This window comes from Sphingomonas sp. Leaf33 (assembly GCF_001421785.1).
Taxonomy (GTDB): domain Bacteria; phylum Pseudomonadota; class Alphaproteobacteria; order Sphingomonadales; family Sphingomonadaceae; genus Sphingomonas.
The window spans coordinates 241,948-260,468 of the sequence record NZ_LMLB01000017.1 but is presented as its reverse complement, the minus strand read 5'-3'; the positions used below and the strand labels follow the sequence as shown (position 1 = coordinate 260,468).

17 protein-coding genes are annotated in these 18,521 nt (G+C 69.7%); 2 read left to right on the top strand and 15 right to left on the bottom strand.

All coding sequences use genetic code 11. From position 1 onward, the window contains the following. Window positions 1-664 (top strand): TonB-dependent receptor domain-containing protein (locus ASE86_RS16570; protein ID WP_235524126.1); only part of this gene is annotated, 664 nt, incomplete at its 5' end. Window positions 665-712: 48 nt separating this feature from the next. On the opposite strand, the gene ASE86_RS14410 is transcribed toward ASE86_RS16570, so the two are convergent. The 6 genes from ASE86_RS14410 to uvrC all read right to left on the bottom strand — a co-directional run bounded on the left by ASE86_RS14410 (window position 713) and on the right by uvrC (window position 7,739). Next, entirely contained in the window at window positions 713-1,816 is a 1,104-nt protein-coding gene (locus ASE86_RS14410) for a glycosyltransferase (RefSeq protein ID WP_056428426.1), read from the bottom strand. Continuing rightward, window positions 1,813-2,856 (bottom strand): 3-isopropylmalate dehydrogenase, encoded by a 1,044-nt coding sequence (gene leuB / locus ASE86_RS14405; RefSeq protein ID WP_056428423.1) that lies wholly within the window; start codon window positions 2,854-2,856, stop codon window positions 1,813-1,815. Before leuB ends, ASE86_RS14410 begins: the two co-directional genes overlap by 4 nt. Before the next feature lie 99 nt (window positions 2,857-2,955). Further along, window positions 2,956-3,687, bottom strand: coding sequence for a DNA repair protein RecO (gene recO, locus ASE86_RS14400; RefSeq protein ID WP_056428420.1), 732 nt, complete (start codon window positions 3,685-3,687; stop codon window positions 2,956-2,958). A 147-nt stretch (window positions 3,688-3,834) separates the two neighbouring features. Continuing rightward, window positions 3,835-4,731 (bottom strand): GNAT family N-acetyltransferase, encoded by an 897-nt coding sequence (locus tag ASE86_RS14395; protein ID WP_200911562.1) that lies wholly within the window; start codon window positions 4,729-4,731, stop codon window positions 3,835-3,837. Further along, window positions 4,728-5,678, bottom strand: a complete 951-nt coding sequence (locus ASE86_RS14390; RefSeq protein ID WP_056428418.1) for a polysaccharide deacetylase family protein — start codon at window positions 5,676-5,678, stop codon at window positions 4,728-4,730. The genes ASE86_RS14395 and ASE86_RS14390 overlap by 4 nt, the downstream gene beginning before the upstream one ends. A 144-nt stretch (window positions 5,679-5,822) precedes the next feature. Continuing rightward, window positions 5,823-7,739: an excinuclease ABC subunit UvrC gene (uvrC, locus tag ASE86_RS14385; RefSeq protein WP_200911567.1), complete on the bottom strand. Its 1,917-nt coding sequence runs from the start codon at window positions 7,737-7,739 to the stop codon at window positions 5,823-5,825. A gap of 106 nt (window positions 7,740-7,845) precedes the next feature. On the opposite strand from uvrC, the gene ASE86_RS14380 reads away from it, so the two are divergent. Next, window positions 7,846-8,679, top strand: coding sequence for an amidohydrolase family protein (locus tag ASE86_RS14380; protein WP_056428414.1), 834 nt, complete (start codon window positions 7,846-7,848; stop codon window positions 8,677-8,679). A 24-nt stretch (window positions 8,680-8,703) separates the two neighbouring features. On the opposite strand, the gene ASE86_RS14375 is transcribed toward ASE86_RS14380, so the two are convergent. The 9 genes from ASE86_RS14375 to ASE86_RS16565 all read right to left on the bottom strand — a co-directional run bounded on the left by ASE86_RS14375 (window position 8,704) and on the right by ASE86_RS16565 (window position 18,435). Further along, on the bottom strand, window positions 8,704-10,005 hold the full coding sequence (locus ASE86_RS14375; RefSeq protein WP_056428411.1) for a serine hydrolase domain-containing protein: 1,302 nt from the start codon (window positions 10,003-10,005) through the stop codon (window positions 8,704-8,706). 465 nt (window positions 10,006-10,470) lie between these two features. After that, the gene (locus tag ASE86_RS14370; protein WP_200911566.1) at window positions 10,471-11,613 is read right to left on the bottom strand and encodes an OmpA family protein; all 1,143 of its coding nucleotides are present in this window, start codon (window positions 11,611-11,613) and stop codon (window positions 10,471-10,473) included. A 107-nt stretch (window positions 11,614-11,720) separates the two neighbouring features. Next, window positions 11,721-12,176 carry a DUF2793 domain-containing protein gene (locus ASE86_RS14365; protein WP_056428410.1) on the bottom strand — a complete coding sequence of 152 codons (456 nt, stop codon included), beginning with the start codon at window positions 12,174-12,176 and terminating at the stop codon, window positions 11,721-11,723. Further along, window positions 12,173-14,317 carry a phage tail protein gene (locus ASE86_RS14360; protein WP_056428407.1) on the bottom strand — a complete coding sequence of 715 codons (2,145 nt, stop codon included), beginning with the start codon at window positions 14,315-14,317 and terminating at the stop codon, window positions 12,173-12,175. The genes ASE86_RS14365 and ASE86_RS14360 overlap by 4 nt, the downstream gene beginning before the upstream one ends. 4 nt (window positions 14,318-14,321) lie before the next feature. Next, window positions 14,322-14,699, bottom strand: a complete 378-nt coding sequence (locus ASE86_RS14355) for a hypothetical protein (protein WP_056428403.1) — start codon at window positions 14,697-14,699, stop codon at window positions 14,322-14,324. Next, window positions 14,696-15,505 (bottom strand): DUF2163 domain-containing protein, encoded by an 810-nt coding sequence (locus ASE86_RS14350; protein ID WP_056428400.1) that lies wholly within the window; start codon window positions 15,503-15,505, stop codon window positions 14,696-14,698. Before ASE86_RS14350 ends, ASE86_RS14355 begins: the two co-directional genes overlap by 4 nt. Beyond that, window positions 15,502-17,778, bottom strand: coding sequence for a DUF2460 domain-containing protein (locus ASE86_RS14345; RefSeq protein WP_056428397.1), 2,277 nt, complete (start codon window positions 17,776-17,778; stop codon window positions 15,502-15,504). Before ASE86_RS14345 ends, ASE86_RS14350 begins: the two co-directional genes overlap by 4 nt. Next, entirely contained in the window at window positions 17,778-18,359 is a 582-nt protein-coding gene (locus tag ASE86_RS14340; RefSeq protein ID WP_056428393.1) for a hypothetical protein, read from the bottom strand. The genes ASE86_RS14345 and ASE86_RS14340 overlap by 1 nt, the downstream gene beginning before the upstream one ends. Next, on the bottom strand, window positions 18,352-18,435 hold the full coding sequence (locus ASE86_RS16565; protein ID WP_235524146.1) for a hypothetical protein: 84 nt from the start codon (window positions 18,433-18,435) through the stop codon (window positions 18,352-18,354). Before ASE86_RS16565 ends, ASE86_RS14340 begins: the two co-directional genes overlap by 8 nt. Between the last annotated feature and the right edge of the window lie 86 nt (window positions 18,436-18,521).

The following is an 18,521-nucleotide window of genomic DNA, read 5'->3' as shown; positions in this document are numbered from 1 at the left end:
CCCCGAACTGCAGCCGTTCCGTGCCCGCCAGTATGACGCCGGGTTCGAATATTACATCAACCGCACCAGCTTCCTGTCGGCGACCTATTTCCGCAAGGAAATCAGCTCGTTCATCGAAAACCGTACGCAGCCCGAAGTGGTTGACGGCGTGACCTACGCCATCACCCTGCCGGTCAATGGTGCGCAGCGTGTGACGATCAACGGCGCAGAAGTCGGCGCACAGGTCGCGTTCGACTTCGTGAACGTGCCGGTGCTGCGCCACATGGGCGTGATCGCCAATTACACCTACTCGAAGGATTCCGGCTACGCCGGGCGCGACTTCTTCACCGGCGGTGCGCTGCCCTTCCCGGGCTTGTCGCGGCACAGCTACAACCTGTCGGCCTATTACGAGGACAGCGTGTTCAGCGTGCGCGGGTCGTACAACTGGCGCTCGAACTATCTCATCACCGCACTCGGCCGCGGCAATAATCCGGAATTCGGCGAGGCGTTCGGCCAGCTCGACGCATCGGCCAGCGTCAACCTGACTGACAAAGTCTCGATCTTTGCCGAAGGCGTCAACCTGACCGACGCAACGCGGGCGGAAAATGCGAACAGCGTATATCGCCGGACGCTGCTGGAAACCTACGGCCGCCGCTTCTACGGCGGCGTGCGGTTCCGGTTCTGAGCCGCAGCACAGGATAGGATGCGGCGGCGGGATGACCCGCCGCCGTTCTTACTTGTACCGCCCCCAGGTGAACCGCGAGCTCAGCGCGAAATTCCACACCGCGGCGACGACGATCCCCGCCAGCGACGACGCCGCCCAGCCGCCGCGCTGCACCTCGTGCAGGAACGACGCGACACCGACATTCGCCGCGCCGCCGACCGAGCAGACGACGCAGAAGCTGACCCAGCCGCGCAGCAGCGCCTTCGCGCCGACCAGCCGCCGGTCGCGGTACGTCAGGGCGTTGTTCAGGAAGAAGTTGAAGGTCATCGCGACCAGCGTGGCGACAATCGTCGCGGCGATGAAGTTGAGGCCCAGCGCCTGGAAGAACACCCAGACGGTCGTCAGGTGGACCGCCGCCCCCAGCGCCCCGATGGCGGAGAACATCGCGAAGCGCACCGGTACGACCTTGCCGAACATCCGGTCGTACAGCGCGATCAGATATTCCATCGCGACGACGTGATCCAGCTTGCTCTCGCCCGCCTCGCGCATGCGAAAGACATAGGGCAGTTCGCGGAACCGCAGCGGCCGCGGGCTGGCGGTCATGATGTCGAGCAGGATCTTGAACCCGATCCCCGACAGCTTGGGCGCCATGCCGCGCAGCAGGTCGGCGCGGATCGCGAAGAAACCCGACATCGGGTCGCTCAGGTCCTGCGCCAGCACGCGGCGAGACAGCTTGGTCGCCAGCGCCGACTTGGCGACACGGTCGCTGTCCCAGTCGCCCGTACCCCCGCCATCGACGAAGCGCGACCCGACGACGACGTCCAGCGTCGCATCCTCGCGGAACGCCGCCAGCATCCCGGGCAGCAGCGTCTCGTCATGCTGCAGGTCGCCGTCGATCACCGCGACCACCGGCGCGGCGGTCGCGCACATCCCCTCGATGCACGCCGACGACAGTCCGCGACGGCCGATCCGCTGGATGACGCGCACCCGCCCGTCCAGCCGCGCGATCTCGCGGGCGACATCGGCGGTACCGTCGGGCGAATCGTCGTCGACGAAGATGGCTTCCCAGCGGTGCCCGACCAGCGCCTGGTCCAGCTTCGCGACCAACGCCGCGACATTGTCGCGTTCGTTGAACACCGGCACGACAACGGCGATGTCGAGCAAGTCGCTCACAGACGTGCCAGCACCGCGTCGCCCATCGCCGCGGTCGATAGCGTGCCGCCCAGGTCAGCGGTGCGTGCGCCTGCGACCAGCGCGGCGGTCACCGCGGCCTCGATGCGATCGGCCGCCTCGCCCCGGTCGAGCGAATGACGCAGCAGCATCGCCGCCGACAGGATCGTCGCGCAGGGGTTGGCCTTGCCCTCGCCCGCGATATCGGGCGCGGAGCCGTGGATCGGTTCGTACATGCCCTTGCCCCGGCCATCGAGCGACGCCGACGGCAGCATCCCGATCGACCCGGCGCACATGCTCGCCTGGTCGGACAGGATGTCGCCGAACAGGTTGCCGGTCACGATCGTGTCGAACTGGCCGGGATTGCGCACGAGCTGCATCGCGGCATTGTCGACATACATATGGGTGAGCGTGACATCGCGGTATTCGTCGGCGACCTCGTTCACCACGTCGCGCCACAGCTGCGACGTTTCGAGCACGTTGGCCTTGTCGACCGAACACAGCTTGGCCGTCCGCCCCTGCGCGGTCCGGAAACCGACGTGCGCGATCCGGCGGACCTGGTCCTCGTCGTACGACATGATGTCGTAGCCTTCGCGACGCCCCTCGGCCGTCTTGCGCTGGCCCTTCTCACCGAAATAGACGTCGCCGTTCAGCTCGCGGACGATGACCAGGTCGATCGCGCCGGCGACTTCGGGCTTCAGTGCGGAAGCGTTCTCCAGCCCCGCGAACAGCTTCGCCGGACGCAGGTTGGCGAACAGGCCAAGCGCCTTGCGCAGTCCCAGGATCGCCTGTTCGGGACGAAACGCACGCTCCAAACTGTCGTAGCGCGCATCTCCGACCGCGCCGAACAGCACCGCATCGGCCCGCTTCGCCAGATCGAGCGTCGAGGCGGGCAGCGGATGCCCGAGCGCTTCATACGCCGCGCCGCCGACGGGTGCGCTCTCGAACGTCAGGTCGAGGTCGAGCGCCTCCAGCACACGTCGGGCTTCGGCGACGACTTCGGGTCCTATCCCGTCTCCGGGCAGCAGAGCGATCAGCGGCATAGTTTCCCCCGTTCGGGCCGGACCTGACGAGGCCCCGCCCTTCTTGCCCCGCGTCGGTAGAAGAAAGGGCAGCACTTCGACAAGGTGGCGCCGTGCGGATTATTCGATCGCGCGCTTCATCCGCGCCACCAGCCGCTCGCGCGCGGCCAGCGCCTCGGCCGCACGGCCCAGAAGCAGGTCGCGCTCGAGAAAACGCCCGGTCAGCGCCAGGCCATCCAGAATCTCGGCCCAGTCGCCCGACCCGCGCCCTTGCAGGAACGGCGGGCAGCGCAGCAGCTTCGCTTCATAGCCGACCGCCGCCGCCCGGCTTACCGCGCCGCCACTCTTCGGGCTGACGAACGCCAGATCCTCGGTCGCGCCGGTTGCGACGCATTCGGACAGGTCGAGCCCGAAGCCCATTTCGGCGAGCAGCAGCAGTTCGTAGCGCACCAGCGCGACCGCCCATCCCCGCGCGCCGGGTGCTGCCTCCACCGCGTCGATGACACCGGACAGAGCGGCATGGACTTGTGGGTAAGCCTGCCCCTCCGGCAACGTCGCGGCGGTCAGCGCGGTCACCCAGTCGAGCGCCGCTGCAGCCAGCGGTTCGCCGTACAGCGCGGCGCGGCTGGCGATCAGCTCGACGGTCAGGCTGGCCAGCGCATCGGGCGTCCGCGCGCGCCATTCGCCCAAGATGGTGTTGGCGGGTTGCAACACGGGCCGCAGCGTCCGCCCGTGGCCGCCGCGGACATAGCCCGGCTGGACCCCGTCATCCGATGTCAACGCCCGCACGATCGCGCCATGCTCGCCATGGGGTCGGACAGCCAGGACGATGGAGGGGGCGCGCAGGTGCATCAGGCTCAGCCTAGCGGGTATTATCCCGAAACTCTCCCCGTTCGTGCTGAGCTTGTCGAAGCACCGCTCTTTATTGCCGGCAACACTGCGGCACGAAGAACAGCGGTGCTTCGACAAGCTCAGCACGAACGGATGAAGGTCAAGCGATCAGCCCCGCCGCACCTTCTTCGCCAAGCTCTCCAGCCCCGCCCGAGCGACCGCTCGTTTCACGAGCGCCACGCCGCCATCGAACGTGCCCAGCGCCGCCACCGCCGCTCGGTTCGCCATCGTCGGCCGCAGCAGCAGCAGGTCGACGCACGCCACGCCGCCGGTGGACAGCGTCCGCTTGTGCTGCCCCTCGCCTTCGGTGAAGTCGAACCGCGCGAACCGTCCTTCGCCCAGCAGGTCGCGCAACGCCTCGACCTGCAACAGCGTGCCGACCGACAGTGCGCCGAACGCCGGATCGTGCCCGACATACTCATAGATCACGTCCTGCCCGCGCGCCGGGCAGTAGAGATACGCCGCGGGCACCCCGTCGACGTCGAGCGTCCACGCCCGCACGTCGTCCGCCGCGGCCAGCGCGGTCATCGTCGCCACGAATGCCGGGGTGTCGGGCAACCCCGCCCCCAGCAGCCGTTCCTGATAGGTCTTGGCCGCGATCGCGCGGGCGACGGCGTGGAACGCGGCCATCTCGTCGGGCGTGCGATAGCGATGCACGGTCAGCGCGCCCGCCTTCTTCGCCTTGCGCTTCAGAGTCGATCGGGTCGACGACGACAGGCCGGTCCACCAGCCGTCCCCGATCGTCAGGTCGACATAATAGCGCGTGTACCGCTGGCGTTCGACGACCAGCATCCCCTGCCCGACCACCGCGACTGCCGCCGCCTGCGCCTCGGGCAGCGACGTCACGAGATAGCCGTCCGCCCCCGCCAGCGGCGGCAGCGTCGGCCGGCGATCGGCAAGCGCATCGTGGAGCGACAGCGGCACGCGCACCAATCGCCGATCCAGGGCGAACAGCGTCCGGGCCCCGACCTGAAACTTCAGCGGTATCCGCGCCGCCACGCTCATGCCGCGCGCTCCGCAATCAGGTTCGACCACAGCTGCTCCGCCTGCCGCCACCGGGTCCGCCAGGCACTGGGGCCGAGCGGCACGTCCTGCGCGGTCAGCCTGAGCGGGGGGCGGTCGGCGAAATGCGCAGTCGGCAGCACGTCGCGGCGCGCCTCCAGCAGCGCACACAGCGCATCGAAGCGGCGCACGTGAACGGCGTTGGCATGGGTGCCGGCCCGCGCCGCCAGCTCGAAGCCATGGCTGACGATCGTCACCGCGGCATGGTCCCGCGCGGCGGCATGGTCGAGCGCGGCGCGCATCTCGCCCACCGACAGCGCACACAGCTGGAAATGCCGCAGGCCGCCGGCGCGGTCCTCGATCACGGTCACCGGCACTTCGATCAGCCCGCCGCGCACCACCGGCGCGATCTGGCGCACCGGCAGCCCGATCGCGCTCGGCCAGGGATGGTGCGCGCCGTTATGGCTGCTGTCGTAGGAAAAGCCGAGCGAGGTCAGCGCCGCCAGCGTGTCGTCGTTCGCCGCATAGCTGCCTGCACGAAACGCGACCGGCACCGGCGCGCCGGCCGCGACCAGCAGGTCACGCGCCTGCTCCAGCAACGCGCGCTGCTCGGTCGCCGAATATTCGATCAGCTCGAACCGCGCATGGGCGCTGCGGTCAGCGGCATCGGCACCGGTCCAATTGGGATGCAGGTGCAACTGCACCTCCTGACCCGCCACCAGAATGGCGTCCACCACCCGCGCGACATGATCGCGGCCGTACACCAGCGCGGGCATCGGATCGACGAAGAACGTCGCCTTCAGCCCGTGCCGCTGCAGCATCGCCAGCTGGTACGCGACCCCGACCCCGGCGGGCTCCAGCGAGCGGCGGACGATCTCCGCGGTCGGCAGGCCCGCGGCATGGTGGCGCCACATCAATTCGGTGTCGATGGTCAGGAAAACGGCGGTCATGCGCGGGACGGTAGCGCCCGGGCGTGAAGAAATGACGAAGCTGGCGGTAACGCACCGCCGCAGCGAAGCCGCGTCGTCGAACCGGGCGCTGCCCCGCCGGCCGGCGACACGTCTCGCGGTTAGCTACACTATCCGCGGGTGCGCCTACCGGGCGTGGTAATAATCGTACACCTGCTGCGCTACCGCCGCGCTCACACCCGGCGCCTTCTGCAAGTCCGCCAGGCTTGCGTTGCGCACCGCGCGGCCCGTGCCGAAGTGCATCAGCAGCGCCTTCTTGCGCGCGGGGCCGATGCCGGGCACCTCGTCCAACGGGCTCGCGCCGATCGCCTTTGTGCGTTTCGCTCGGTGCGCGCCGATCGCGAAGCGGTGGACTTCGTCGCGCAGGCGCTGGAGATAGAACAGCAGCGGCGAATTGACCGGCAGCGTCAGTTCGCGGCCGTCCATCATGTGGAACACCTCGCGGCCCTCGCGGCCGTGATGCGGTCCCTTGGCGACGCCGACCAGGCAAACGTCCTCGATGCCCAGGTCCTCCAGCACCGCCTTTGCCGCGTTCAACTGACCGCGCCCGCCGTCGAGCAGGACCAGGTCGGGCCATTCGCCGGAGTCGCGGTCCGGCGCCTCCTCCAGCGCGCGCGCGAAGCGGCGGGTCAGCACCTCGCGCATCATCGCATAGTCGTCGTCGGTTGCGGCCTGTTTGATGTTGAACTTGCGATACTGGCCTTTGCGGAAGCCCTCCGGCCCGGCGACGACCATCGCCCCCAGCGCGCTAGTGCCAGAGATATGACTGTTGTCGTAGACCTCGATGCGGTCGGGCGGCTCGGGCAGTTCGAACAGCTCGGCCAGCTCGCGGTTGAGCCGCGCCTGCGTCGTGCTTTCGGCGAGCCGCCGCTCCAGCGCCTCGCGCGCGTTGCGCTGGGCCTGTTCCATCAACCGCTTGCGCGTCCCCCGCTGCGGCACCGACAGCGCGACCTTGTAGCCCGCGGCATCACCCAGCGCCTCGGCAAGCAGTTCGCCCTCCGGCAGCTCACGGTCGAGCAGGATCGCACGCGCCGGCGGCACGTCCTCGTAGAATTGCGCGAGGAACTGCATCAGCACCTCCTCCTCCGCGACTTCACCGGTGTGCGCGGGGAAGAAGCTGCGGTGGCCCCAATTCTGGCCGCCGCGGATGAAGAACGCCTGGATGCCCATCACGCCTTCGTGACACGCCAGCGCAAAGATGTCGGCGTCACCGACTCCTTCGGCATTGATGAACTGGCTGCCCTGGATGAAGGTCAGCGCGCGCAACCGGTCGCGCAGGATGGCGGCCAGTTCGAAGTCCATGCTCTCCGCCGCCGCGGTCATCTGCGCGCCGAGTTTCGCCTGGACGTCGGTCGCCTTGCCGGCCAGGAATTTCTTGGAATCCTCGACCAGTTCGGCATAGTCGGTCTTGCCGATCCGCCCGACGCACGGCGCCGAGCAGCGCTTGATCTGATACAGCAGGCACGGCCGGTCGCGGGTCTTGAAGAAGCCGTCGGTACAGCTGCGCAACAGGAACAGCTTCTGCAACGCGTTCAGCGTGTTGTTGACGCTGCCGGCCGACGCAAACGGGCCATAGTAATTGCCCTTGGCTCGCCGCGCCCCGCGATGTTTCTGGATGCGCGGAAAGTCGTGATCGGCGCGTAGCAGGATGAACGGGAAGCTTTTGTCATCGCGCAGCAGGACGTTGTAGGGCGGGCGATAGCGCTTGATCAGCTGCGCCTCCAGCAGCAGCGCCTCCGCCTCGTTGTTGGTCGTGACGATGGTCATCGACCGCGTCTGCGACACCATCCGCTGGAGGCGCTTCGTCAGCCGCGCGACCTGGGTGTAATTGGTGACGCGGTTCTTCAGCGCGCGCGCCTTGCCGACGTACAGCACCTCGCCCTTGGCGTCGTGCATCCGGTAGACGCCGGGGCGGACGGGCAGCGTCTGCACGACGTTGCGGATCGCCGCCACGCCCGCCTCCAGGTCGGGCGCGTCGCTGCCGCGGACCGTGTAGGTGGCGGCTTCCTCGTTGAACCGGTTGGGGGACGCGGGATCGTTCACGCCTGCGGACTTAGGAATCTCCGCGCGGAACGGCAATGCGGGTCGTGGCCGCGACGACGACATCGTGTAGACGATCGCCACCCGACCCAGGATCACCCGCCCCGCCATGCTGATCGATTCGCACTTGCATTTCTGGTCGCTGGCGACGCCCGGCCACCAATGGCCGACGGCCGCAGAGGCCGTCATTCACCGCGATTTCGCGCCTGCGGACCTGCAGGCCACGACCGCGGGCGTGGCGCTGACAGGCGTCGTTCTGGTTCAGTCGCAACCGACGGCGCGCGACACCGACTGGATGCTGGCACTCGCCGCGCGCGAGCCGCTGGTGCAGGCGGTCGTCGGCTGGGTCGATCTTGCCGACCGCGCGGCCCCGGACCGGATCGCCGCGCTGGCCGCCGATCCGCTCCTGCGCAGCCTGCGTCCGATGTTGCAGGCGATCGCGGATACCGACTGGCTGCTCGACGACCGGCTGGCGCCGGCGATCCGCGCGATGATCGATCATGGCCTGCGGCTGGACGCGCTGATCCAGCCGCGCCACCTGCCGATGCTGGCGCGCTTCGTCGATCGCTGGCCCGACCTGCCGGTCGTGATCGATCATGCCGCGAAGCCCGATGCCGCCCGCGGTGCGCTCGACCCGTGGCGCGTCGACATCGCCCGGCTGGCGACGCAGGGCGTGTTTTGCAAACTGTCGGGCCTGCGCACCGAACAGGCCGCCGGCCGATCCGCCGATGCCCTGGCGCCCTATATCGATCATCTGGCGACCACATTCGGCGAGCGGCTGATGTGGGGCAGCGACTGGCCGGTCGTTACTTTGTCGGGCGATTCCTATACCCGCTGGCTGGAGGACGCCCGACGGCTGGCGGCGCGAACGCAGTTGACCGAGGACCGGCTGTTCGCCGGCTGTGCGCAGGCGTTCTATGGCTTGCGCCCGCCCAAACATTGAGGCGGAACCGTTCCGCAGCCGGCGTCAGTCCAGCGCCTGATACACCAAGGCCCGCAGCTTGCGGTCTTCGTCCAGGTTATTCGCCGGCAGCAGCTGCGTCATGTAGACGACGGTCAGCTTTTCGTGCGGATCGACCCAGTATTTGCTGTGGTACGCGCCGCCCCAGCCATAGTCGCCGACCGACCCCGGCTCGCCCGCCTTGCCCAGGTCGGTCCGGATGCTGAAGCCGAGGCCGAACCCCATCCCCGGCGACATCGGGATATCGACCAGCTGGTCGGCGGTCATCAGTTCGACCGTCTTGCGCCCCAGATAGCGCCGCCCGTCGAGTTCGCCGCCACGCCGGAGCATCTCAAGGAACCGGCTATAGTCCGCCGCGGTCGACAACAGGCCCGCTCCGCCGGAAAAGGCGACGCGCGGCCCACGCAGATAATGCCCCTGCCCGACATGGCCCTCGGGCCGCCACGATCCCGGATCGGGCGTGGCCTCGACCCCGGCGGACGTAGCGCCATAAACGGTCACCAGCCTGTCCGCCTTCTGCTCGGGCAGGTAGAAGGATGTGTCGCGCATGTTCAGCGGCTGGATCAGCCGCCGGTTCAGAAACGCCTCCAGCGTCTGCCCGCTGATCTTTACGACCACGACGCCCAGGATGTCGGTGTTGTAGCCGTAGACGAATCTGGCGCCCGGCTGCTCGGCCATCGGCAGCGCCGCCATCCGCTTCACGACATCGGCAACGGGCTCGCGCCGGTCGGCGAAATACCAGCCGAAGATGCCGGCGTCGCGCCACGCCTTTTCGGCCGGCCCGGTGCCATAGGACACGCCGGCGGTATGGGTCAGCAGGTCGCGGATCGTGATTGCCCGCTTCGCCGGCACGACGTCATAGTCACCTCCCGCGCGTGGCACCGCAACCGTCGTCTTCGACCATTCGGGCAGATATTTGCCGACCGGGTCGGACAACAGCAGCTTGCCCTCCTCCATCAGCATCAGGACCGCGACGCTGGTCAGCGCCTTGGTCTGCGACGCAATCCGGAAGATCGTATCCTGCCGCATCGGGGCCCGTGCTGCCTTGTCACGCCAGCCGATCGCCGCGGTGTAGACGACACGCCCGTCGTGCATGACCTGCACGACACCACCGGCCGATCGCCCCTGGTCGACATAGGCCTGCAACATCTGCGCGATGCGGGCGGCGCGCTCCTGCGAAAATCCGGCCGGCGCCGGCGCGCGGCGGGTGGCCGACAGCGCCGTCTGCGCGGATGCGGCGCCGGGCAGCGCCGCGACCACTGTCGCGGTGGCCAGCAGTCCCGACATGAATGCACGAAACGCCATCATCCCCTCCCCGATTGTCCCGAAGCCCGTCGATTGAGCCCCAAGTCTACACGACGCCGCCCGGACGGAAAGGCTTGTCGGAAACCGATTAACGACCGAGCCGAACCGGGGTGCCGTCATACGGAAAGTCACCTCTTTCCGTGTGTCGAAACGTAGCGGTGGGGCGGCAAACCAGGCGCCGCAGTCCAGCCGCCTGATCGGCCCGGCGTCGAGTAGTCCCTCGTCCCCTGCCTGTAACCTCGCGATGCCGGACCGGCTGCCCGTCACACAGGCCGACGCGCCGAAATCCGGACCGCTAGACTTGTATTCCCGCGGCGGGAACCGGCGCCGTTCGCGACGGATCGACGCCGCGCCGGCGCCGGACAGCGATCCCCCGCCGCGCACGAAGAAAAAGGCCGCGCACAAAAGAAAAGGGAGGCCGGATTGCTCCGACCTCCCCGATCTTTTCCCGAAAACCGGGCGAGTGGATTACATCCCCGAGCCAGGCCCGTAGGTGATTTCCACGCGACGGTTCTGGAGCTCGCGGACGCCATCGGCGGTTTCGACGCGCGGGCGGCTTTCGCCGAACGCTTCGCTCGAGATCACACCGTCGCCGATGCCACGGCCGGTCAGGTACGTACGGACGGCGTCCGCACGGCGCTGCGACAGGCCGACGTTGTAGCTCGCCGAACCCGAACGGTCGGCGTGGCCGGCCAGCATGACCTGCGCGTTGCCACAGCTCTGGTACGCCGACACGGCGTTGTCCAGGATGCCCGCTGCTTCCGGCGTGATGTCCGAGCGATCCCACTCAAAGAACACGATGTACGGACCAGGCGTGCACACCGGCGCCGGAGGCGGCGGCGGGGGCGGCGGGGGCGGAGGCGGCGGCGGCGGCGGCGGCGGGGGCGGCGGCAGCGGAGCCTCCGGACCACCAAAGTTATAGGTCAGACCGCCGAGCAGGCTGTGCGACCGATAACGACCGTCGAACGTGCGACCCGAGACGTCGACCAGGCGAACGTCGTCGGCGTTGAAGAAGCGATACTTCAGCGTCGCGTCCACATGATCGCCGAGCGGTGCGCGGATGCCGGCCAGAGCCTGCCATGCGAACACCGTGTCGGAGTCGTCGAGGAACGCACCACGCGTGTTGAGCGCGTAGCTGTCGGCCTTGACGCGAGCGACACCGACGCCGCCGCCGACGAAGCCCTGGATCCCGTCGTCGTCACCGAAGTCGAGCAGGCCGTTGACCATGAAGCTCAGGGCCGACGTCTTGCCACCGGCATAGTCGAAGTTACCCGATGCCGAGTTGGTCAGGGCACCGGTCGGGCCATACACCGGAGTGGTGACGGTCGAACGATAGCCATCGAGAGTCGCCTGGCGATACCCGACTTCGGCTTCGGCACGGAACATGCCGAAATCGTAACCGATGACGCCATCGACGTCCCAGCCATAGTCGTGATCGACGGTCGATGCGTTGGTGGTGTTTACACCAGCCGCGGTACGAATGTCGAAGTCGATATCTTCGACGATCATCGCACCGCCCTCAACGCCCACGTACCACGAATCATCGCGGGCGAGAGCGGGAGTGGCCAGCGCGGTAGATGCAAGCGCCATTATGACGGCAAACTTCCGCATAAATTCCCCTTTCTTGGTTGTCACTACGGACAGCGCAAACACACTAAAGCGACGATGGTTTCCACGCAAGCCGACAAAAAGCGAGGAATGTTGCAGAAACGTCACATCTATTTCACCACCAGTCCCTGATCCCGGAGGACGTCCAGGATCGCCCGGATCGCAGTTCTCGCTTGCGTATCAATCACATCGCCGGCGGACGGGGCGACGATCGCCCCCGGTTCCCGCTGTATGGACCAGGTTCCGGAACGAAAGGTCGCCTGGCGGCCGAGCGGTGCGACATGGACCGAGAAGCCGGAATGCGGCGGGACGAATCGCCAGCCGCCGATCGTCCACCCCGCGATCGCATTCGCCTGTCCCGCCCATGCCCCGGTCGGCACGGGTCCGACGATCCAGCAGGCCCCCGTCGCCGGATCGGCCGGCGGCGTGGTCATGCCCAGCGCAAGGACGCTCGGCTGGACCGCGATCGCGAGCAGCGTCAGCGCTTCGTTATGGGTCATCTCCTTCTGGGCCTGCCCCGGCACCAGCAGCGGCAGGCCGAGCCGTGCCGTCATCTCTCCCGTCATCGCGAAATCTCCCTGTCGATCCGAATGGTGGACGTACGCGAGCGGACATGCGTGCCGGACTGCCGGATTTCGGCCACGGCCGCACCCGCCGGTATCTCGATCCCGATCCCGCCATCGCCCGCGGTGGCCGCATCCCGGCCGTCGAAGCGCACCGGATAGGCTTCGCGCTCTTCTGCCAGCGGCGTGCCGATCTCGTCCGGCCAATGCCACCCCTGCCGGCTGCGCCGCACCCAGCGCAGACGCGGGACACCCGCCGCATCGGCGCACAGGGCGAGATGCACCGGCGACGGCGGGGCGAGGGAATCGCCGGTCACCACGACCCGCGCCTCGGCCGGGCCGGACGCGTCCCCGACCCCGCTCGCCATCACCACCGCCGTGGCCCCGATCGCGCCGACGGGCAGGTCGATCGCCACCAGGCTTTCGGAATCGAGCAGCACGAAGCGGTCGCCGGTCACGGCCGTCCCGATCGCCCATTCGGTCCCCCGCCGCCCGCGCCACAAGGTCCCGAGCCGCCAGCGCCGGTCGTCTAGGCGCTCCGCCGACCCGAATTGCAGCAGCTCGTCACCGACGAGCGCGAGGTTGGCGCCATTTGCCAGTGCCGCGGCCTCGGCATCGGCCAAGGTCATTCCGCCATGCGCCAGCATCACCTCGACGCTTGATGCCCGGTCCTCGAGCGTCGACGCCCCGCCGCCCGGCGCTGCGCCGACGACGCCCAGCACGGCCGGCGCCGCGGTCGATCCGCGCGGCGTCCAGGTCGTCCCGCCATCCAGGCTCAGCTGCAACGCCGCCGAGCGCCAGCCCGGTGCCGCGCCTGCGGCTGCGACCATCAGCCGCGGCGTGCTCGGCAGGCTGTCGTCGAGCGGCAGCATCTCGAAGGCGTGGAGGATCGTCGCGCCGACGACCGTATCCGGCGCGGCGGCGACCGCACCCGATGTCGCCGGCAGTGCCGTGGCGGGGCGGACGATGCGGATCAGTTCGACCGTCAGCACCATCGCCTCCAGCGTCGCTTGCGTCACCCGCCACAGGCCGGCCTCGCCGACGATCGTCACGCGGTCGCCCGGCACCACGTCCAGGGCGCGCCAGTCGAGCGCGAGCGTCCGCCGCTCGCGCTCGATGTCCATCCGCGCCAGCGCCGCCGCCGCCAGCCCCTTGGCGACCGGTGCCTCGACCGCGGCGGGCAGTTCGATCGCGCGGTCGCGCCCGCCACTTCCCGCCCGCCGCATCCGCTGCACCCCGACCTGATAGTCGCGTGCGGGGTCGTGATGCTGCAGCGTGATCGCGCGCGGTGCCTGGTCGGCGGCGGCGAAGCGCCGGTTTCCCGTGCCGCCCCGTCCCGCCCCGCGATCCGCCAGCGCCCGCGCCGTACCGCTGCCCGAACAGGCGATCAGCCGGTCGCCGTCGCGCCGCAGCCACGCCCCGCCGACCTGCAGCAGCACCTCCGCCGGCGCGCGCACCGTGTCGCCTTGTCCGGCATAGCCCCTGAGCGCGACCCCGGTCGCGCCGCCGATGACGCCGCCCGACAGGTCGCGCAGGATGTCGGCGCACTCGACCGCCTGCGGGTCCGCCGTCACCTCGAAGGTCAGCGACGGGATGCGGTTGCCGAAATCGGCCAGCGCCAGATCCTCGAACACCGCGTACGCGAGACCCCGGAACGCCGGTGTCGTCGCCAGCCCCTGCGCAGCGGCGATCAGCGGATCGACCGCCTGCCACTCGCCACCGGTGTGGAGGCGGAAGCGGGTCGCGGTCTTGAAGTCTCCGCCGCTGCCGCGCAGCAGCTTGCCGTCGGCCCAGATCCGGCCGATCGACAGGATCGGGCGTGCCGACAGGGCGACGGCAAACGATGCCGAATAGCTGTAGCGCGTCGTCCCCGTCTGGCGCTTGCCGCCGCCCTCGAGCGTCGCGTGTTCGATCAGCTCGGTCGACCAGATCACCGTCCCCGCCACGCGCATCGTCCCGAACAACCGCGGGATCGGCGCGCCGTAGGACGATCCCTGCACCGCCAGGTCGGTCAGCCGCGGCCCGTCGCGCCCCTTGCCGCGAAGCACGCGGGCATCAACCGCCTGCCCGATCATCGCCCCCACCGCACCGCCGACCGGCCCGCCAAAGGCGGTACCGACCGCGGTCAGGATCACCGTCGCCATATCGTCAGTCCTCCTTTCGCCAGCGCGCCAGGATCGGCCACGGCGGGATCCCCGGTCGTTCGACCACGCGCCGCAGCACGGCATCGGCGTGGATCAGCCCCACCCCGCTATCGAGGCCCAGATGCAGCTGTCCGGGGCCGCTCGCGAACAGCACGACGTCGCCCGCGAGCGCCGTGGTCGCCTCGACCAGACCCAGCGCCGCCGCGTTGCGCTTCACCACCGCCGGATCGCCCGTCCGCATCCGGTACCCGGTCGGCACCGGCAGCCCCCAAGCCAGCGCCGCCAGCCCGACGCAGTCGAGTCCCTGCGCATCGCGCCCATGCAGCCGGAACGGCGTCCCCACCGCCGCCCGCGCGCGGGCCACCGCGTCCTCACCGCTCACGGCGCTGGATACCGCGTCAGCAGGTCGATCCCCGGCAGGAAGGGTTCGCCGCGAAAGTTCACCGCGTTGTCGAACCGCCCGGCACAGGTCGCCAGGCTCTTGTCGCACCCCTCGGTCACGACGCAGCGATCGCCGACCGCGATCCGGTACCGTGGCGCGCCCGAAATCCGTACCGCGGTGCCGTCGGACGCCGCGACGCCGTCCTCGAGGCCGCTGTTCGCCCCGTCGAGCCAGCAGATCCGCCCGCCCGTCCAGCCATCGGCGACCGCGGGCGGCGTATCGAACGTCACCCAGTCGTCACCGACGCCGGTCACCGCCGCGATCTGGCGCCGCGACGCCATCGCCACGCGGCACCGCCGGTCGCCCAGCTCCGCGCGACATTCGGGCGCGGTCGTCTCGCTCGCCGGCAGGTCGAGCGTCGCGCCGCTGCCACGCAGCTCGGCGGTAAAGCGCCCGTCCGTCGTCTCGATCGCTCCCAGCACGCCATCGCCCAGCACCACGCGACTGGCCGGATCGGTCCAGTCCACCGCCAGCACGACGACGCGCGCCGCGTCCCACCGCCCGCCCAGCAGATCGTCCTCGGTGATCGCACCGCTCGTCAGCGCGCCCGCGACATCCATCGTGTCGACCTGCCCCGGGTCGCCGCGGCGGATCGCGGACGGGGTCATCCCCGGCGCGGCACGATACAGATTGCCGTCGAGGACCAGGTCGCGGTCGTGCGCGGTCAGCCCGATCGTGATGCCGTCGCGCCGCTCGACCCGCCAGCACAGCGCCAGCGTCGTCAGCGGCTCTTCCAGCCAGCTCATGCCTCGCGCACCTCGACGAGCGGCACCGACGGCGCCTCGCCCGCCAGGAAGGTCGCCCGGTTGACGCTCATGCTGTCGGCGGCGAAGCGGACGGGAACGTCGAACTCGAAACTGGCGGTTACGATCGCGGCCGCGGCCGGCGGCGCGTCGAACGCGACATGGCCGCCCGCCTCCAGCGTAAAGGCCGATGTCGCGGCACCGTTCACGAACACCGTAACCGTCCCCGGCGTCGGCCGCGTGATCCGGCGCTCGACGCCGTCGTACCGCTTCACCAGCGCGAACCGCATACGGGTGCCGTCACCGGTCCCCAGCCGCTCGACGACGCCCTGCCAGTCGAACGGATCGCGCAGGCGGAACGCCCGCGCCGGCCCCAGCCGCGCGCGATAAAAGGCCAGTAGCCGCGCGATGTCCGCTTCGCTGCGCACGCCCGGCCCCACGTCGTAGCGCGTGCGCGCCTGTTCCCACGCCGCATTGCGCGCCTCGTGCCCGCCGGCACTCGCGACGATCGCGGTCGAATGTTCCGCCACCACCTCGACCTCGCGGCCCAGCGCCAGCGGAAAGCGTATGTCGTCGAACGCGATCACACCGTCCTCCCCATCGAAATGAACGAAACCGTCGCGCATCACCTGTGGCAGCGCCCAGACGATCGTCCGCGCGACACCGCGCGCCCGTGCCCGGACCGCCGCGGCATCGATCGCGCTCCATTGCGCGCGATCCTCGGGCCGCAGGACGAAGCCGGCGAAATAATGCTGCTCGCCCGGCGCGTAGCCCAGCCGCGCCTGTGCCGCCGCGACCCCGCGTGCGGTCGCCGCCGGGTTAGCGCTCGCACACCAGTCGTAATCCTCCAGCTGCAACACATCGAACGCCGGCTTCGCCCAGCCGACCGGCAGGTTCGCGCGCTTGGCCTCCGGCGCACGCGAGTCGAGGATCGTCGGCAGGTACGCAAGCAGCAGCGTCTGCGCGCCCGGTGCCGCCGCGCGCACCGCCGCCGTCAGCGCCGCGGTCGACCCTGCCAGCACGACACCGGCCGCATCGAGCAGGGCGATCTGCGGCGCGGTCAGCGGCCCCTTGAGCGAGGGGACCTCCACCATCAGCGGCCCGAACGTCGCCCAGGCCGCCGCATCGTACAGGCACGGCCGCCCATCGGGCATCGTCCACCACCAGGGCTCGCCGACCTGGAATCGCACGGCGAGGCCAGCGCCCTGCGCGATGCCGACGAACGCCACCGCGACCGCCTGCAGATAGGTCATCGCCGCCGCGCTGGCCGGCGACAGCAGCGTCGACGGCGGTACCCAGCCAGTCCGGGCCGGCGACCCGTCCCACGCGCGCTGCTGCCAACCCTTGGGTGTGTGCGTGGCGAACAGCTCGTACGACAGCGACCAGATCAGGTCGTACCCGTGCCTCTTCGCGCGGGTCGCGAAATCGCGGTGCCATGCCTGCGCGGCCACGTTCAGCGCACCGCCCGCCAGCGTCGCGGAATGTGCGACGCCGGTCCAGGCGAGCCGGAAATAATGGCTCATCCCGACATAGTGGGTGATCGCCCCGCGATAGCCCAGGTGCAGCGCGTTGCGCAGCAGCCGCGCGGGCGTCAGGTGATAGCTGTCGTCATAGCCGCTGGCGATCTCCAGGGCGTGCGCCGGAACGATCGTGTCGGCCAGCGACAGGACGGCGCCGGGACCGTCGCACGCGATGCCGCTCAGCGTGACCCATGCCTCGCGTGGGGTATCCAGCACGGTATCGGTGCCGTTGTATCCGGGCGGAACCAGCGACACGAACATCCGGTCGACATCGCCCGCGAACACCGGATCGCCTTCGCCAGGCAGCAGGAAGCCGCCCGTGACGTCGGCGAAATCGATCGACACGACCGCATCCTCTGGCGTGCCGACCGCATAGTTCCACAGCCGGACGTACCAGGCGCGCGGGTGGCCGGCGGCGTCGCGTCCCTCGATCGTCAGCGTCGGGCCGTTGACCGCGTCCAGCGGCAGAATGCCGCCCGAGCGCCAGCGGAACCGCAGACGACAGGCGCGGAAATCGCGCGCGGTCTCGTACGCCAGCAGCGGGTGGTCGTGGCGATCCTCGGCTTCCCAGATCAGCCCGGCCAGGTCGTTGCGGCGATAGAAGACCGCATCGACGCGCAGCGCGTCGTCGTCGGTCGTCACCACGCTCGCCATCATCGGCCGCGGGAAATTGACCGTCCAGAACCGCGGGTCGAACCGGTGGATGAAGCTCTCGATCCCGTCCGTCGGACGCGCGGCGGCAAACCAGCAGGCCATCAGTCCATCCCTTCCAGCGCGGCGCGCACCGCGCGCGCGACCTGCCGCCCCGAGCGTGCCAGCATCGCCGGTGCGTCCCCACCACCGCTTCCCGCCGGTGCGGCGATGGTGATCGCCACCCGCACGTCGCGCGCCGGCCCGCTGCGCGCACCGGCATCGGCCAGCACCCGACCGCTGCTGGTCGGCACGAACAGTTCGGGACCCCGCTCGCCGACGACATAGGCGGCACCCGGCGACACCGGCCCGCCGGTCGCGCGCCCCGGCAGGCCGAACGCACCCGCCAGCACCGCACCCAGCCCGCCGCCGCCGCGCCCGCCACCGCCAATCGCGGACAGGCCGGCCTTCAGCGCGCTTTCCGCGATCTCGCCCAGCACCGACAGGGCGACGCGGCGCAGATCCTCGAACCCCAGCTTGCCGGTCCGGACCGCGCGCAGCAGCCCCGCCTCGACCGCCTGGCCGGCACGCGCGGCGCCCGCCTCCATCGGCCCGTCCAGGCTCATGCGCATATCGGCGACATCGCGCGCGAACGCGGCGGTGTCGGCCCGGACGCTGACGACCAGCCGTTCGATTTCCTCATCCATCGGGATGCGCCTCCATCAATTTCGTCAGATCAGCGGATGTGAGTGTGGACCCGCTGTCCACGAGATCGCCGAACAGCGCAGCGACCTCGGCCAGCGTGGCGGACCAGAAGGTGTCGGGCGCCCAGCCGATCGCGGCACAGATGCGCCCGGCAAGCCGAACCG

Bases quoted from the DNA above. Each gene is read 5' to 3' on its own strand.
- leuB (WP_056428423.1), bottom strand. From the start codon at position 2,856: ATGCCGCTGATCGCTCTGCTGCCCGGAGACGGGATAGGACCCGAAGTC.
- recO (WP_056428420.1), bottom strand. From the start codon at position 3,687: ATGCACCTGCGCGCCCCCTCCATCGTCCTGGCTGTCCGACCCCATGGC.
- ASE86_RS14395 (WP_200911562.1), bottom strand. From the start codon at position 4,731: ATGAGCGTGGCGGCGCGGATACCGCTGAAGTTTCAGGTCGGGGCCCGG.
- ASE86_RS14390 (WP_056428418.1), bottom strand. From the start codon at position 5,678: ATGACCGCCGTTTTCCTGACCATCGACACCGAATTGATGTGGCGCCAC.
- ASE86_RS14380 (WP_056428414.1), top strand. From the start codon at position 7,846: ATGCTGATCGATTCGCACTTGCATTTCTGGTCGCTGGCGACGCCCGGC.
- ASE86_RS14375 (WP_056428411.1), bottom strand. From the start codon at position 10,005: ATGATGGCGTTTCGTGCATTCATGTCGGGACTGCTGGCCACCGCGACA.
- ASE86_RS14370 (WP_200911566.1), bottom strand. From the start codon at position 11,613: ATGCGGAAGTTTGCCGTCATAATGGCGCTTGCATCTACCGCGCTGGCC.
- ASE86_RS14365 (WP_056428410.1), bottom strand. From the start codon at position 12,176: ATGACGGGAGAGATGACGGCACGGCTCGGCCTGCCGCTGCTGGTGCCG.
- ASE86_RS14360 (WP_056428407.1), bottom strand. From the start codon at position 14,317: ATGGCGACGGTGATCCTGACCGCGGTCGGTACCGCCTTTGGCGGGCCG.
- ASE86_RS14350 (WP_056428400.1), bottom strand. From the start codon at position 15,505: ATGAGCTGGCTGGAAGAGCCGCTGACGACGCTGGCGCTGTGCTGGCGG.
- ASE86_RS14345 (WP_056428397.1), bottom strand. From the start codon at position 17,778: ATGGCCTGCTGGTTTGCCGCCGCGCGTCCGACGGACGGGATCGAGAGC.
- ASE86_RS14340 (WP_056428393.1), bottom strand. From the start codon at position 18,359: ATGGATGAGGAAATCGAACGGCTGGTCGTCAGCGTCCGGGCCGACACC.